Consider the following 14,796-nt stretch of genomic DNA (forward strand, 5'->3'; position numbering starts at 1 on the left):
TGGGGTTGGGTCCCGACCGCGAGTGTGGGGGGTCAGTTGCCGTTGCGGGCGATGAGGTCCCGGTACCAGCCGGCGCTGGCCTTGGGGGTGCGGGTCTGGGTGGGGTAGTCGATGTGGACGAGACCGAAGCGGCGGGAGTAGCCCTCGGCCCATTCGAAGTTGTCCATCAGCGACCAGGCCATGTAGCCGCGCAGGTCGACGCCGTTGTCGAGGGCCTTGGAGCAGGCGTCGAGGTGGGCGGTGAGGTAGGCGACGCGGTCGGTGTCCTCGACGGTGCCCTCGGGGCTGACGTAGTCGTGGAGGCCGATGCCGTTCTCCGTGATGTACACGGGGGTGCCGTAGTCGCGGTGGAGGATGTCGAGGGTGTCGGTGAGGCCGGTGGGGTCGATGATCCAGCCCATGGGGGCGACCTCGGCGCCGGCGGGCACGACCTCGCGGGCCTTCAGGCCGGGGCCGATGACGGCGCCGGCCCGGCCGACGGGGTCGGCGGCGAGGTGGATGGGGGCGTAGTAGTTCAGGCCGAAGAAGTCGAGGGGTTGGTTGATCGTGGCGAGGTCCCCGTCGTGGAGGAAGGGCAGCTCCTCGGCTCCGGTGATCTCGCGGTGCCGGTCGAGGGCGTGGCGGGGGTAGGCGCCCTTGAAGAGGGGGTCGGTGACGAGGCGGTTGAGGTTGGCGTCGACCCAGGCGGCGGCGTTCCGGTCGGCTTCGGTGTCGCTCGCCGGGCGGGTGGGCCAGAAGGATCCCGTGAGTCCGATCTCGGTGGTGTGGCTGCCGGCGCGCATGGCCTGGACGGCGAGGCCGTGGCCGAGGAGCTGGTGGTGCATGGCGGGGAGCATGGCGGCGGGGTCGCCGACGCCGGGTGCGCAGGTGGGCATGGCGTACCCCCACCAGGCGAGCATCGCGGGCTCGTTGAGGGTGATCCAGGTGGGGATCCGGTCGCCCAGGGCCTCGTGGACGGTGCCGGCGTACTCGGCGAACCGGTGCGAGGTCTCGCGGGAGGTCCAACCGCCGTCGATTTCGAGGGTGTTGGGGAGGTCCCAGTGGAAGAGGGTGGCCATGGGGGCGATGCCGCGGTCGTGGAGGCCGTCGACGAGGCGCTTGTAGTGGTCCAGGCCCTTGGGGTTGATCGCGCCGCGTCCGTCGGGCTGGATCCGGGGCCAGGCGATGGAGAAGCGGTAGCCCTTGACGCCGAGGTCGCGCATCAGGTCGAGGTCGTCCTCCCAGCGGTGGTAGTGGTCGGCGGCGATGTCGGCGGTGTCGCCGCGGTGGGTGCGGCCGGGCAGGTGGGAGAAGACGTCCCAGGAGGAGGGGCCGCGGCCGTCGGCGGCGACGGCGCCCTCGACCTGGTAGGCGGCGGTGGCCACGCCCCAGAGGAAGGTGTCGGGGAAGGTCATGGCGGAGCTCCGTTTCGAGGGGAACGGTGACGGGAGGAAGGCGTGGGGGGGTGGGGGCGGGCGCGGGCGCGGGCGCGTTTCAGCGCTTGGAGATGCGGCGGATCGCGGGGATGCCGAGGAGGCCGAGGACCGCGCCGACCACGAACAGGGCCGGGTAGTTGTCGCCCGCGCCGCCGAGAGCGAGGAAGAGCGGGGCGATGGCGGGGACGACGGAGTAGGGCAGGGTGCAGGCGATGTTCATGACGCCCAGATCCTTGGCCGCGTCGTCGGGGTTGGGCAGCACCTCGGAGATGATCGCGATGTCCACGCTGAAGTAGACGCCCATGCCGACCCCGGTGAGGGCGCAGCCGATCAGGAACGGCGCCCAGGAGGAGGTGGTGACGAGCAGGCCCATGCCGGCGGCCATGGCCACGGCGCCGGCCAGGACGAAGGGCTTGCGGCGGCCGACGCGGTCGGAGAGCCAGCCGCTGGGGACGATCACGGCCATGAGGGCGATGTTGTTGACGAGGTTCGCGATGAAGACCTTGTTGGCGACCTCGTTCTCGGCGATGCCGAGGTGGTCGCTGAGGTAGTAGGCCATGTAGGTCTGGAAGGTGGCGACGGCCATCCAGAGCAGGAAGCGGCTCAGCCAGGCCCAGCTGTAGTCGCGGTGGCGGCGCGGGTTGACCCAGAAGCTCGTGGCGAACTCGCGGACGCTGTACGGCGGCCGGCCCGCGGGGCTCAGGCGGCGGTCCTTCAGGGCGATCAGGAACGGGACCATCAGGGCCGCGCCGACGAGCACGGGCAGCATCAGCATCCAGAACGTGGAGCCGGGGGTGAGCTGCACGATCCACGTGGCGGCCATGGTGCCCAGCGGCAGGCACATGCCCATGATCCCGGAGACGGTGCCGCGCTGGGAGACGGGGAACTGGTCGGGCAGCACGCCGTAGGTCGCGGCGAGCAGGGCGTTGAACATGAGCTGGGCCACGCACCAACCGACCATGACCAGCGCGATGTTGTCGGCGACGGCGATCAGCAGCAGGCCGAGGCCGCCGGCGAGCATGCCCGCGATCATCCACGGCCGGCGCATCCCGAACCGTGAGGTGGTGCGGTCGCTGAGCTTGCCGAACAGCGGGTTGCCGATGATCGCGAACAGCGCGCCGACGCCGGCGACCAGCGAGAGCGAGGCGACCTTCCCGGCCGGGTCGATCTCGGCGACGCGCAGGGCGAGGGAGACCGTCGGCGGGGCCATGATCGCGATCCAGGCGCCGATCAGGGCCACGGCGTAGAGGAGGACGAAGAGGGCCGGCTTGCGGCCGGGCTCACGTCCGGCCGGGGCCTCGCGGTGTGGTTCGGAGGGTGTCGGTGCGGTCGACGTCATTGTCGTGTCCATGGGGTTCCTGCCGTGGGTGTGACGGGGTGCTGGTGGGGTGACCCTCGGCAGGAGGGGCGGGTCGTCGGACGGCGGGCACGGGGGCGTCTGCGGAACGCCCGGGGCCGCCGGGTACGGAGGTCTGAAGGCCCGCGCCGCAGCTCGCGCGCAGGGCGAGGGTGGTGGGCAGGCGGTGCGTGGGGGCCACGGCGAGGCCGTCCACGAGGTCGAGTGCGGTGCGCACGGCTTCCCGGCCGAGCTGGGGGAAGGGCTGGCGGACGGTGGTCAGCGGCGGGTGGGTCACGCGGGAGGGCGGGATGTCGTCGAAGCCGACCACCGCCATCGCCCCGGGAAGGTCGACGCCCGCGGCGCGCAGGTGCGCCATGAGCTGGTAGGCGAGTTCGTCGTGGACGGCGAAGACGGCGTCGGGGGCGCCGTCCGGGTGGCGCAGGAGGGCGCGGACCGTCTCGGCCGCGTCCGGCTCCCGTCCCGGGGTGAGGAACTCCAGGGTGGGGTCGGCGGGGACGCCGGCGGTGGCGAGGGCGGCGCGGTGGCCGGCGAGCCGTTCGTGGACGAAGGCGTGCTCGGCGGGTCCGCCGACGAACGCGATCCGGCGGTGGCCGACGGCCAGGAGGTGTTGGGTCAGGGCCCGGGCCCCGTCCTCGTTCTCCACGCCGATCCGCACGGGGCCGGGGGCGTCGTCGCGGTCGTCGACCACGACGACGGGGGTGCCGCGCAGGGTGGAGCCGTCCAGGTGGGGGAGCAGCTCGTCGGCCATGAGCAGCACGAGTCCGTCGACCGCCATGGTCGGCAGGGTCTCCTCGGTGAACGCGCGCGCCGCCTCGGGTCCCTCGCCGAGGGTGTGCAGCAGCAGCGAGTAGCCGCGCCGCGCGGTCTCCGCCGCGACCCCGCGCTGGATGTCGCTGAGCCAGCCCCACAGGTGCAGGGGGACGACCAGGCCGAGGGTGCGGGTGCGGCCCGTGCGGAGGGTCTGGGCGGCGTGGCTGGGCACGTAGCGCAGCTCGTCGACGGCCGCGAGCACCCTGGCGCGGGTGGCCTCGCTGACGTCGGGGCGCTCGTTGAGCACGCGCGAGACGGTCGGCTTGCTCACGCCGGCCGCCCGGGCGATGTCCGCGATGGTGGGCCGTCGCGATGCGTCGGAACGCGCGTTCACGGTCACACCTCTTCCCTCGGTTCCCGAAATTTCCGGAATCGATTCCGGAACTTGTTCCTGCAACGTAAAGGACGTCTCGGCCGCAGGTCAAGGGCCCCAGGACCGCGGGTGCCGGAACCCCCGGCGGGGCCGGTGGCCGACCGACGGCCGGGCGACGATCGACCGACGGCCACGCGGGCGGCCGGGCGGGCGGCCGGGCGGGCAGGCGGGCAGGCGGGCAGGCGGGCAGGCGGGCAGGCGGGCAGGCGGGCAGGCGGGCAGGCGGGCCCATGATCGGATGATCGGTTCCCGGCGAATGCGCCCCCGGAGTCACTCGCGCCACTGAAACCCCACAAACCCCATCCGTGTGTACGGCGTTCGGGGGATTTCGGCGAGATCCGGCCATGGCGACTCCCTATGATCCAGCCCCATGACAGCGAGTCTGAAGGCGTCACCCACGACCGCGGGAGCGGCCGAGGTCGTCATCCTGGGGGCCGGGCCGGCCGGGTTGGTCCTCGGCAATCTGCTGCTGACCGCCGGCGTGGACTGCCTGGTCCTGGAGCGCGGCGAGCGCGAGCACGTGCTGGCCAGGGCCCGCGCCGGGTACCTCGCCGAGCACGCCGTGCGGGTGCTCGAACGCCACGGCCTGGCCGAGGGGGTGCGCCGGGACGGGCGGGAACACGGGGTCTGCGAGTTCCGCACCCAGCACAATCGTTTCCGCATCGACTACGGGAAACTCGGCGCCAAGGTCGCGCACACCGTCTACCCGCAGCACCGCCTCGTCGCGGACCTCCTGGCCCGCTACACGGAGGCCGGGGGCCGGATCCTGTTCGGCACCGAGGCCGTCGCCGTCCACGACCCCCTCGGGCCCCGGCCCGAGGTCGAGGCCCGCGATCGCGACGGCGTCCTGCGCCGCCGGCCCGCCCGGCACGTCGCCGGGTGCGACGGCCGGCACGGCGCGGCCAGGCGCTCCATGCCCGCCGAAACGGTACGCCACCGCCGTGACCACGGGGTGACCTGGCTCGGCCTGATCGCCGAGGCCCCGCAGAGCCTGGACGCCGTCGGGTACGCCGTCCACCCGCGCGGCTTCGCCGGCCACATGGCCCGATCCGCCCGGGTCACCCGCTACTACCTCCAGGTCGCGCCCGGCACCGACCCCGACGCCTGGTCCGAGGACGAGATCTGGGCGGAGCTCTCCCTGCGCCTGGGCGCGACCGAGCACGGGGCGCTGCGCCGCGGCCCGATCACCGAACGCACCCTCGTCGACCTGCGCTCGGACGTGCTGGAGCCATTGCGCCACGGCTCCCTCTTCCTCGCCGGCGACGCCGCCGGCCTGATCAGCCCCTCCGGCGCGAAGGGGGCGAACCTCGCCGTCGTGGCGGCCGAGATCCTGGCCGAGGCCCTGGTCGCAGACCTGCGGCACGGGGATCCCACCGGGCTCGCGGACTACTCCCGGCGCTGCCTGGAGCACATCTGGCGCGCGCAGGAGTTCTCGCACTGGATGATCGAACTGCTGCACGCCGATCCGGACCCCACCCTCGCCGCCGACGAGCGCGGCTTCCGCGAGCGGACCCGCCAGGCCCGCCTCGACTCCCTGCGCACCTCCCTCGCCCACCGGCACTGGTTCGCCGAGAACTACGTCGGACTCTGACCCACCCCCGCCCCACCCCCACCGGGCCCCGCCGGTCCGTCCCCACGCGCCGCGGACCATTCGAGACCTCCGGACTTCGAGACGAGGACGTCCCTCAGCATGACGACCCCCACCGCCACGCCCGACTCGCTCAACCCGCCCGACCAGGTCCGGCAGGACACCGACCGGCTGCGGGCCGCCGTGTCCTTCGTGCGGGACCACGACACCACCACCCTGTTGGGCCTGCTGCTGCCCGACCTGAACGCGCGGGAACTGGCCGCCCTCGCGGACCGCTGCCGCTTCGCGCACGCCGCCCTGCTCGTGCTCCCTCCCGACGAGCTTTCTCTGCGACGGCAGTTGGCCGACTGCGGGCTGGACCCCGACACGGGCACGCACCCCAGCGTCGTCGTGCGCGACCGTCTCGCACGGCGCCACGGCCTGGACGCCGACCGGCTCGACGTGCGGATCCTGCGCCCCCGCGTGCCCGGTCCCGACGGCGACGGCGACGGCGATGACAGCGCCGACGCCGGGCACCGGCTGGTCGAGGTGTTCTCCCTGTACGCCCCCGACGGAACCCCCCTGACGCGCATCGCGGCGGAGGAACGCGACGCGGAGCACGAGGCGCACGTGGCCTTCGAGGTCACCGCGCCCGACCCGCTGGTCCTGCGCGGCCTGCGCGACCTGCTGTCCCGGCACGGGGCCCACGCCGACGGCGGCGGCCACAACCCGCACGAGGACGGCACCGTCTTCTACTTCACCGCCCCCGCCCACTCCAAGGCCGGTTACCGCAGGATCGAGCTCTACGCGCCGGGCGACCACCGCGACACCCTCGCCGAGCACCTCGCGGACCACCGGGCGGGTCAACCCGCCGAAACCCTCCTGCGGCTGATGACCGGGGCCTGGACCACGCAGGCCCTCGCCGCCTGCGCCCGGCTGCGGCTCCCCGAGGCCCTCGAAGCGGCGGGCGCCGTCGAGGCCCCCCGTCACGCCTCCTTCCCCGCGGACGTCGCCACGCTCGCCCGCGACCTCGACGTGGACGCCGACAACCTGGCCACCCTGCTGCGCTACCTGGCCATGCTCGGCGTCGTCTCCCGGGAACCGGCGGGCTACCGGCTGACGCCCCTCGGGGCGCTGCTGCGCGCGGACTCCCCCGGCTCCATGCGCGCCCTGGCCCTCATGTACGGCGGGGCCTTCTACCAGTCATTCGCCCTGCTCACCGAGGCCGTCCGCAGCGGACGCACCGGCTTCGAACAGCTCTTCGGCGAGAACCACTTCGACTACTTCGCCCGCCATCCCGAACTCGCGGCACGCTTCGACCGCTCCATGGCGGCGAGCTCCCTCATGTTCGAGCCGCTGCCCGCGCACCCCGCCGTCCTCGCCGCGGCCTCGGGCCCCGGCCGGCGCACGGTCGTCGACGTGGCGGGCGGCACCGGCGAACTGCTGGGCCGGCTCCTGGCCGCCCATCCGGGCCTCGACGGAGTCCTCCTCGAACGCGGGCACGTGGTCGAGGGCGCCCGCCGGCACCTCGACGCCCTCGGCGTCGGCGCCCGCTGCGGGTACGTGGTGGGCGACTTCGCCGAGGTCCCGCCCGGCGGGGACGTGTACGTGCTGTCCCGGGTGCTGCACGACTGGGACGACGCGCGCTGCCGCGAGATCCTCGCCCACTGCGCCCGGGCCATGCCCGCCGACGCCGACCTGCTGATCGTGGAGCGGCTGCTGCCGGCCGACGACTCGCCGTCCACGGCCACCGCCTGGGACCTGCACATGATGTGCAACGTGGGCGGGCGCGAACGCACCGCCGCGCACTACGCCGAGCTGCTCGAACACGCCGGGCTGCGGCTCGTCGACACCGCGCCCCTGCCCCTGGGCGGCCACGTCCTGCACGCCCGCGCCTCCGCGGACCGCCGGACCCCGCACCTGCCCACGCCCCAGACGAGGTAACGGAGGAGAGGACGGTGACGGTCCCCCGGGCCGGGTCGAACCGGGCCCGGTTCGGGGGCCGCCCGTGTGTCCCGGGATCTTCGCTCCGGTGCGGTACGGGGTGCGCGGGCGTGCGCGGGTCAGGGCCGCCCGGGGTCGCCGGTCCAGGCGCGGGGGCGCAGGGCGAGGCCGGAGGCGCCGTCGTCGGGGGTGCGGGTGGCGAGGATCTGGTGGACGCCGATGTGGTCGTGCGCGAAGGCGAGGGCGGAGGCGGCGGTGTAGAGGTGCCAGACGCGGACGCGGCCGGGAGTGGTGAGCGTGGCGGCGCGGTCGCGGTCGGCCTCCAGGTTGCGGACCCACGCGCGCAGGGTGAGGACGTAGTGCTCGCGCAGGGCCTCGACGTCGCGCACCTCGAAGCCGGCGGCCTCCAGCAGTCCCGTGGTGGCGCCGAGGGGGGCGAGTTCGCCGTCGGGGAAGACGTAGGCGTCGATGAACCGGTCGATCCGGTAGCGGCTCTCGTCGGCGAGGGGGCGGCGGGCGATCTGGTGGTTCAGGAGGCGTCCGCCGGGGCGCAGCAGGCCGTACAGGAGCTCGGCGTAGCGCCGGTACTCGACGGTTCCGACGTGTTCGGCCATGCCGATGGAGGAGATCGCGTCGTAGGGGCCGTCGGTGACGTCCCGGTAGTCCTGGAGGCGGATCTCGACGCGATGGGCGAGGCCGGCCTCGGCCACGCGTTTCCCGGCCAGTTCGGCCTGTTCGCGGGAGAGGGTGACGCCGACGACCCGGGCCCCGTGGGCGCGGGCGGCGTGCAGGGCGAGGGAGCCCCATCCGCAGCCCACGTCCAGCAGACGCCGGCCGGGGCGGAGGTCGAGTTTGCGGCACACCAGGTCGAGTTTGTCGTGCTGGGCGCGGTCCAGGCCGGTGTCCGGGGTGGACCAGTAGGCGCAGGAGTAGACCATGGACGGGCCGAGCAGGAGGCGGTGGAACTCGTTGCCGACGTCGTAGTGGTGGCCGATGACGCGTCGGTCCCGGCTCTTGGAGTGGGCCCGGCCGCGGCGGTGTCGGATCTCCTCCGCGGGCGGCGGCGGGGGCGGCAGCGGGCCGGCCAGGCCGACGAGCGTGGCGAGGGCGGAGCGGACGGATGCCTCGCGCAACGAGGGGCGACGGATGGCGGGGTCGCCGGCCCACACCAGGGGGGCGAGCAGGTCGAGGGCCTCGAAGAGGTCGCCCTCCACGTCGATCTCGCCCGCGACCCAGGCCCGGGCCAGCCCCAGTTCCCCGGGCCGGAACAGCAGGCGGCGCAGGGCCCGCCGATGTCGGATCACGAGGACGGGGGCCCCGGTCGGGCCCGCCTCGCTGCCGTCCCAGAGGCGCAGCCGCAGCGGCAGGGGCGCCCGCAACAGGCGTTCGACGGCTGCGGCGAGGCGTACGGCGTGGTTCCTGGTCACGGACATCACTCCTGACGGGAGGCGGGGCCGCGGGGAGGACACACCCGCAGGCCAGTCCAGATATATACCAATTTGACGACAACGACGGCACGCGAGTTCACACGGTTCGCCCCGCCACCGAGGGCGCACCCCCCAGGCGTCCATCTGGTCTGTATCTAACCTTCTTCCGTCGGCCCACCCGAGGACGCCGCGACACGAGGCCGCCCCCTGGGACCGTCACCGGAAACGGCGCACGCCCCGTGCCCCTCCCGGGCACGGCTCCCGCTGATCCCGACGCCTCCCCTGGACACCCTCGCGAGACGGCCCCGTGCGGCCGGAGCGCGCCACGGCGCCGATACACGACCGATACACAGGCCCGCCCGGCCGATACACGGCCGCAACCCCACCGATGGCCCACCGGCCCCTTCCGGGCACCGGGCCGAGAAATACCCGGCGCAGGCTGTGCCCGACCGTCGCGGAACCCCCGCACACCGAGTCCCGGAGCACACCTCGTCATGGCCCCTCCCCACCGACAACCCCCCGCCCGCCCCCGGCCCCGCCCCGCCCGCCGACGTTGGATGTGGGCCGCGGTGGTGCCCGTCGTGGTCCTCGCGTTGGGCGGCGGGCTGCTCTGGCTCAGGCTCGAATCGAACATCTCCGTCGCCGACGTGGACGCCGCCCTCGGCGGTGACCGCCCGGCCCGCGGGCCCGACGGATCCCTCAACATCCTGATCCTGGGCTCGGACTCGCGGAGCGGGAAGAACGCCGAGTACGGCGAGGACACCGGGAGCGCCCGCTCCGACACGGCGATGCTGGTCCACCTGCCGACCGGCCGGCACGCGGCGACCGTGATCAGCATTCCGCGCGACACCATGGTCCACCGGCCGGCCTGCCCGCTGCCCGGCGGCGGCACCGCCCGGGAGGCCGACCCGGTCATGTTCAACTCCGTGTACGCGACCGGCGGCGCGCCCTGCGCCGTCAAGACCGTCGAGGAACTCGGCCGGATACGCGTCGACCACGTGGTGGACGTCGACTTCACCGGGTTCCGCAAGCTCGTGGACGCCCTGGGCGGGGTCACCGTCACCACCGACCGGGCCATCCACGACACCTACAGCCACCTCGACCTGCCGGCCGGAACCCACCACCTCGACGGTGAACGGGCCCTCGGCCTGGTCCGCACCCGGCACGGCATCGGCGACGGCGGCGACCTCGGACGCATCGGCCTCCAACAGAAGTTCATGGCCGCCCTCGCCGGCCAACTCCACGACTCCGGACTCCTGAGGAACCCGGTCAGGCTCTACCGGATCGCCGACACGGCCACCTCCGCGCTCACCACCGACAAGGCCCTCGCCTCCGTCCGGGCCCTCGCCGACCTCGCGGGCAGCCTCGGCGGCCTGGAGCCCTCCGAGATCGTCTTCCGGACCCTGCCCGTCACCACCTACCCGCCGGACCCCAACCGGCTGGCCGTCCGACACCCCGAGGCCGAGGCCCTGTTCACCGCGATCCGCGAGGACACCCCCCTGCCCGCCACGCCCGCGCCCGAAGCGCCCGCGCCCGAACCGGAAGGCGGCCACCGACCGTGACCCACGCCGGCAACCCCCCGCCCGTGCTCCCCCTCCCGCCCGTCCCCCACCGGCCCGCCGCCCTCCGCCGCCCCTACGCGCCCGGCCTCGACGGTCTGCGGGCGCTCGCCGTGACCGGCGTCGTCGTCTACCACCTGAACCCCGCGTGGCTGCCCGGCGGGTTCCTGGGCGTGGACCTGTTCTTCGTCCTGAGCGGGTTCCTCATCACGGACCTCCTGCGGGCCGAACACCAGGCGACCGGGCGCGTCGACCTGCGCGGGTTCTGGATCCGCCGGGCCCGCCGCCTGCTGCCCGCGCTCGCCCTCGTGCTGCTGACGACCACCCTCGTGGCCACCCTCCTGCGGCCCGAGCGTCTCGCGGGCACCGCCGGCGCGCTCGTCTCCACCGCCACCTTCACCAACAACTGGTGGCAGATCGCGGGCGATGCCTCCTACTTCGCGCACTTCGGCCCGCTGCCCCTCTTCCAGCACCTGTGGACCCTCAGCGTGGAGGAGCAGTTCTACCTCCTGTGGCCCCTGGTCCTCCTCGCCCTCCTGGCCCTGGTCCGCCGGCCGGCCGGCCGGGCCGCCATCGTCGCGGTCCTCGCCGCCGCCTCGGTGACCGCGATGGCCTGTCTGCACCGGCCCGGCGCGGACTCCTCCCGGGTCTACTTCGGTACCGACACCCACGTCTTCCCCCTCCTGATCGGCGCCGCCCTGGCCCTGGCCCTCCCCACGGCCGGGCTGCTCCGGCACCCCCGCCACCCCCGTCTGCCCCGCCTCCCGGACCTGTGCGGCGTGATCGGCCTGGCCCTGGCCGGCGCCCTCGCCTGGACCGCCGCCGACGACTCCGACGTGCTCTACCCGGCCGGTTTCGTCGCCGCCGCCCTGTGCGCGGCGGCGGTCGTGGCGAGCTGCACGCGGCCGGCCGGATTCATGCCCTCGCTGCTCGGGGCCTCCTGGCTGCGGTGGATCGGCCGCCGCAGCTACGGGATCTACCTGTGGCACCTGCCGGCCATCGCGCTGGCCACCCCGGACGGCAGGACCGCCGCCGACGCCCCCTTGAGCGCCCTGGCCGCGACGGCCGTCGCGGTCGCGTTGGCCGCGCTCTCGCACCGGTGGGTCGAGGAGCCCCTGCGCCGGCACGGGTTCCGGGCCTGTGCCCGCCGGTCGCTGCACCTCCTGGCCGGGTTCGGGGCCTCGCCCCGGCGCACGGCGCCGGTCGCGGTCACGGCCTGTGTGCTGGCCGCGGCCGTGGTCACGGCCGGTTTCGGCGTCGCGACGGCCCCCGCGGGCGGCGACTCCGCCGCCGAGCGGATCGAGCTCGGCCGCCGGGCCCTGCGCGAGGACCCGGGCCCCTCGGGACCGCACGCCGACCGTGAGGCGAAGGCCGGCGGGCACAAGGTCACGGCGATCGGGGACTCCGTCATGATCGCCGCCGCCCCCCAACTGAAGCAACGGTTCCCCGAGATCGCCGTCGACGCCGAGGTGGGCCGTCAGCTCTCCGCCCTCGTCCGCGAGGTGGACGCCCTCAAGAGCCGGGGGCCCCTGGGGGATTCCCTCGTCATAGGTCTCGGCACCAACGGTGTCGGCGGGGAGAAGGACCTCCAGGCCGCCATCGACCGCGTCGGACCCGCCGAACGGGTCGTCCTCGTCACCGTGCACGTCCCCGACGGCTGGCAGGACTCGGTCAACCGGGCGATCCGTCGGGTGGCCGCGAAGAACTCCTCCCACGTCGCCGTCGCCGACTGGGACCGGGCCATCACGGGGCACGACGACCTCCTCGCCGGGGACCACACCCACCCCGGGCCCGGCGGCGCGAAGATCTACGCGGACACCGTCGCGGCCGCCCTCGCGAGCCTGCCCCCCGGAGCCTGAGGCCCCGACCCGGCCCGCGCCCGGCGGGCGCGGTGGGCGCGGCGCGCGTGGTGGGGACGAGTCGGGGCGAAGGCGGGCGGGCTCGTGCGGGTTTCGGGGAGATCGGCCACGGGGGCGCCGTCGGGCGTTCCCGGCGCGCGGGTCGGGGCGCTAGCTTGGCCCGCCCGCACCCGCCGCACCCCGTACCCCGTGCGCCCGTCGAGGCTTCCGTCGTCCGAGGAGTCCCATGCGTCGTCCCTTCGCCCCGCCCCCGCGCCGCGCGCCCCTGCCCCTGCGGCTCGTGGCCCTGCTGTCGCTGCTGGTCCTCGCCCTGCTCCCCGCGCTGCCCGCCTCGCCCGCCCGCGCCGCCGACGCGGCCGCGGGGGCCGGCGGGGGCGGGACGGTCCCGGTGGTGCGGCGCACGCCCGTGGTGCTCGTGCACGGCTACGGGGACACCGCGAACGCCTTCCGGGGGGTCGAGGACCGGCTGATGGCCGCCGGGTACGCGGGCGGGGACCTGGCCTCCTTCGGCTACGACTGGACCCGGTCCAACGCGGCCAACGCCGACGCGTTCGGCGCCTTCCTGGAGGAACGTTTCCCCGGACGGGCCGTCAACGTCGTCGCCCACAGCATGGGCTCCCTCCTCACCCGCGCCCACCTCAAGGCCGGCGGCTCCGCCCGGGTCCGGGCCTGGGTCTCGCTCGGCGGCCCCAACCACGGCACCGGCCAGGCCCGCTACTGCGCGCCCTTCGGCGCGTTCTGCGATCTGCACGCCGCCTCCCTCGCCGACATGGCCCCCGGCAGCGATTTCCTGACCGCCCTCAACTCCGGCGACGAGACCCCCGGCCCGACCCGCTACCTGACCTTCTCCTCCGCCTGCGACACCCAGGTGCCCCCGGAGGACTCGTTCGCCCCGCGCACCACCGACCTGGCGGGCGCCGTGAACCTGCGCCTGCCGGTCGACGACAGCGGCTGCCCCTCGCACCAGGGGCTGCTCGACAGCCCGTGGGTGTGGCAGCGGATCCTGCGGGAGTTCGCGGCCGATCCGACCCGCACGGTGGACGTGCCCACCGGCCCCTTCCGGATCACCGTCGACCAGGCCCGGCTCACCGGCAGCGACGAGTCCGCGCCCGAGCTGTTCGACGGCATCGGGCTGAGCGCGGACGGCACCGAGCGCCCGCTGTGGCACCGCGACCGGGCCGACGCGATCGCGTTCCCCGACTGGGACCCCTGGTTCGGGCTCGACGAGGGGGCGCGCGGGCGGGAGTTCACCGAGCGGGCCACGATCTCGGTCGGGGTGAGCGACGCCGACCGCACCGCCGGCAACAACGACGACGTGCTCGCCGCCGGTCGGGTGCACTGGGACCCGGCCGTCGGCGTCGGCCGGCACACGGTCCGCTTCCGGGGCGTGGACGGCGGTGAGGTGACGGTGGTGTACACCGTGGCGCCCGTGACGCCGACCGGTCCGCCGTGCCGGGCCCGGGTGGACTCCGCCGAGCTGGTGTACTTCGACGACGGCAGCACCCGGCCCGCGCTCTACGGCGAGGTGGCCCTGCGCGCCGGCGACGGCTCCCGGGACGTGCTGTGGTCGCGGCCCGCGTCCGACCCGTCGACCTTCCCCAACCGGGGCGGTCGCGCGGACCCCGACCCGTGGTTCCACCAGCGGATCGGCTCGGGCGCGGTGTTCGGGCCGGCGCCGGTGCAGCTCCAGGTCCGTGTGTGGGACTTCGACAAGTCCTCGGCGGACGATCTCGTGGCGCGGGGCTCGGTGGAGTGGAACCCGTGGGACGACCGGCCCGGGACCCGCGTCGACTCCTTCCGGGGCGACGACGGCGGGCACGTGCGCGTCACGTGGACGGTGCTGTGCGACGGTTCGCCCGTCACGGGGTGAGCGCAACCGTGCGGAACGGGTGGGCGCTCAGTTCGTGCGCAGGGCGCGGTCCGCGCGGTCCGGGCCGTCGTCCCACGGTCGGGCGGGCAGGACGGCCTGGCCGGCGGCGAGCGCACGGCGGGCGAGTTCGGCCCCGACGAGGAGTCCGGTCTCGGCCCGCGGGCGCTGTTCCGGGCCGGGCTCGCGGGCGGCGAAGTTCGCCGTCAGCCGGTCGGGGTCGTCCTCGGTGACGACGAGGGCGCGGACGGCCCCGGGATACTCGGCCGCGAGCTCCGGGAGGATGAAGTCCCCCTCCATGACCACGGGCGCGTCGAAGGCCAGGTGGTCCTCGACGACCGCGCGGACGGCCGGCAGCAGGGCCTCGGCCATGGTCAGGTGCAGTTCGGCGATCCGCTCCGCCGGCCAGTGGGCCGCCTCCGGGTGCGTGTCCCAGAAGTGCAGCACGGGCAGTTGCGCGGGGGTGGTCAGGGCCGTGACGGCGGTGACGATGTCGTCGACCTCCGTCAGCGGCAGCCCGTAGCGCCGGGCCAGGGGCACGGCGAGCCGTGACTTCCCGACGCCCGAGGCGCCACAGACCAGGGTGATCTTCCAGGGCGGGGGCTCGGTCTCCAT

10 protein-coding genes are annotated in these 14,796 nt (G+C 74.7%); 5 read left to right on the forward strand and 5 right to left on the reverse strand.

Annotated features, from left to right (window positions below):
* Positions 1 to 32: 32 nt before the first annotated feature.
* The 3 genes from ACN20G_RS27230 to ACN20G_RS27240 all read right to left on the reverse strand — a co-directional run bounded on the left by ACN20G_RS27230 (position 33) and on the right by ACN20G_RS27240 (position 3,919).
* A complete protein-coding gene (locus tag ACN20G_RS27230; RefSeq protein WP_424215846.1) occupies positions 33 to 1,394 on the reverse strand; it encodes a GH1 family beta-glucosidase in 1,362 nt (453 codons plus the stop codon).
* A 79-nt stretch (positions 1,395 to 1,473) separates the two neighbouring features.
* Entirely contained in the window at positions 1,474 to 2,754 is a 1,281-nt protein-coding gene (locus tag ACN20G_RS27235) for an MFS transporter (RefSeq protein ID WP_424215847.1), read from the reverse strand.
* Positions 2,696 to 3,919 (reverse strand): LacI family DNA-binding transcriptional regulator, encoded by a 1,224-nt coding sequence (locus ACN20G_RS27240; RefSeq protein WP_424215848.1) that lies wholly within the window; start codon positions 3,917 to 3,919, stop codon positions 2,696 to 2,698. Before ACN20G_RS27240 ends, ACN20G_RS27235 begins: the two co-directional genes overlap by 59 nt.
* Positions 3,920 to 4,328: 409 nt before the next feature.
* On the opposite strand from ACN20G_RS27240, the gene ACN20G_RS27245 reads away from it, so the two are divergent.
* Together ACN20G_RS27245 and ACN20G_RS27250 are read left to right on the forward strand one after the other, a co-directional pair.
* Positions 4,329 to 5,549, forward strand: a complete 1,221-nt coding sequence (locus ACN20G_RS27245) for a 4-hydroxybenzoate 3-monooxygenase (RefSeq protein ID WP_424215849.1) — start codon at positions 4,329 to 4,331, stop codon at positions 5,547 to 5,549.
* Positions 5,550 to 5,648: 99 nt separating this feature from the next.
* Entirely contained in the window at positions 5,649 to 7,469 is a 1,821-nt protein-coding gene (locus tag ACN20G_RS27250) for a methyltransferase (protein WP_424215850.1), read from the forward strand.
* 119 nt (positions 7,470 to 7,588) lie between these two features.
* On the opposite strand, the gene ACN20G_RS27255 is transcribed toward ACN20G_RS27250, so the two are convergent.
* Positions 7,589 to 8,896 carry a class I SAM-dependent methyltransferase gene (locus tag ACN20G_RS27255; RefSeq protein ID WP_424215851.1) on the reverse strand — a complete coding sequence of 436 codons (1,308 nt, stop codon included), beginning with the start codon at positions 8,894 to 8,896 and terminating at the stop codon, positions 7,589 to 7,591.
* Between the two features lie 494 nt (positions 8,897 to 9,390).
* Between ACN20G_RS27255 and ACN20G_RS27260 the strand changes: the two genes are divergently transcribed.
* The 3 genes from ACN20G_RS27260 to ACN20G_RS27270 all read left to right on the forward strand — a co-directional run bounded on the left by ACN20G_RS27260 (position 9,391) and on the right by ACN20G_RS27270 (position 14,184).
* A complete protein-coding gene (locus ACN20G_RS27260; protein ID WP_424215852.1) occupies positions 9,391 to 10,458 on the forward strand; it encodes an LCP family protein in 1,068 nt (355 codons plus the stop codon).
* Positions 10,455 to 12,314 (forward strand): acyltransferase family protein, encoded by a 1,860-nt coding sequence (locus ACN20G_RS27265; protein WP_424215853.1) that lies wholly within the window; start codon positions 10,455 to 10,457, stop codon positions 12,312 to 12,314. The genes ACN20G_RS27260 and ACN20G_RS27265 overlap by 4 nt, the downstream gene beginning before the upstream one ends.
* Positions 12,315 to 12,540: 226 nt before the next feature.
* Entirely contained in the window at positions 12,541 to 14,184 is a 1,644-nt protein-coding gene (locus ACN20G_RS27270; RefSeq protein ID WP_424215854.1) for an esterase/lipase family protein, read from the forward strand.
* 27 nt (positions 14,185 to 14,211) lie between these two features.
* Here the strand turns inward: ACN20G_RS27270 and ACN20G_RS27275 are convergent, their stop codons facing one another.
* On the reverse strand, positions 14,212 to 14,796 hold the full coding sequence (locus tag ACN20G_RS27275) for a hypothetical protein (RefSeq protein ID WP_424215855.1): 585 nt from the start codon (positions 14,794 to 14,796) through the stop codon (positions 14,212 to 14,214).

Origin of the sequence: Streptomyces dryopteridis, assembly GCF_049606955.1 — a bacterium.
In the GTDB taxonomy this organism is placed as follows: domain Bacteria; phylum Actinomycetota; class Actinomycetes; order Streptomycetales; family Streptomycetaceae; genus Streptomyces.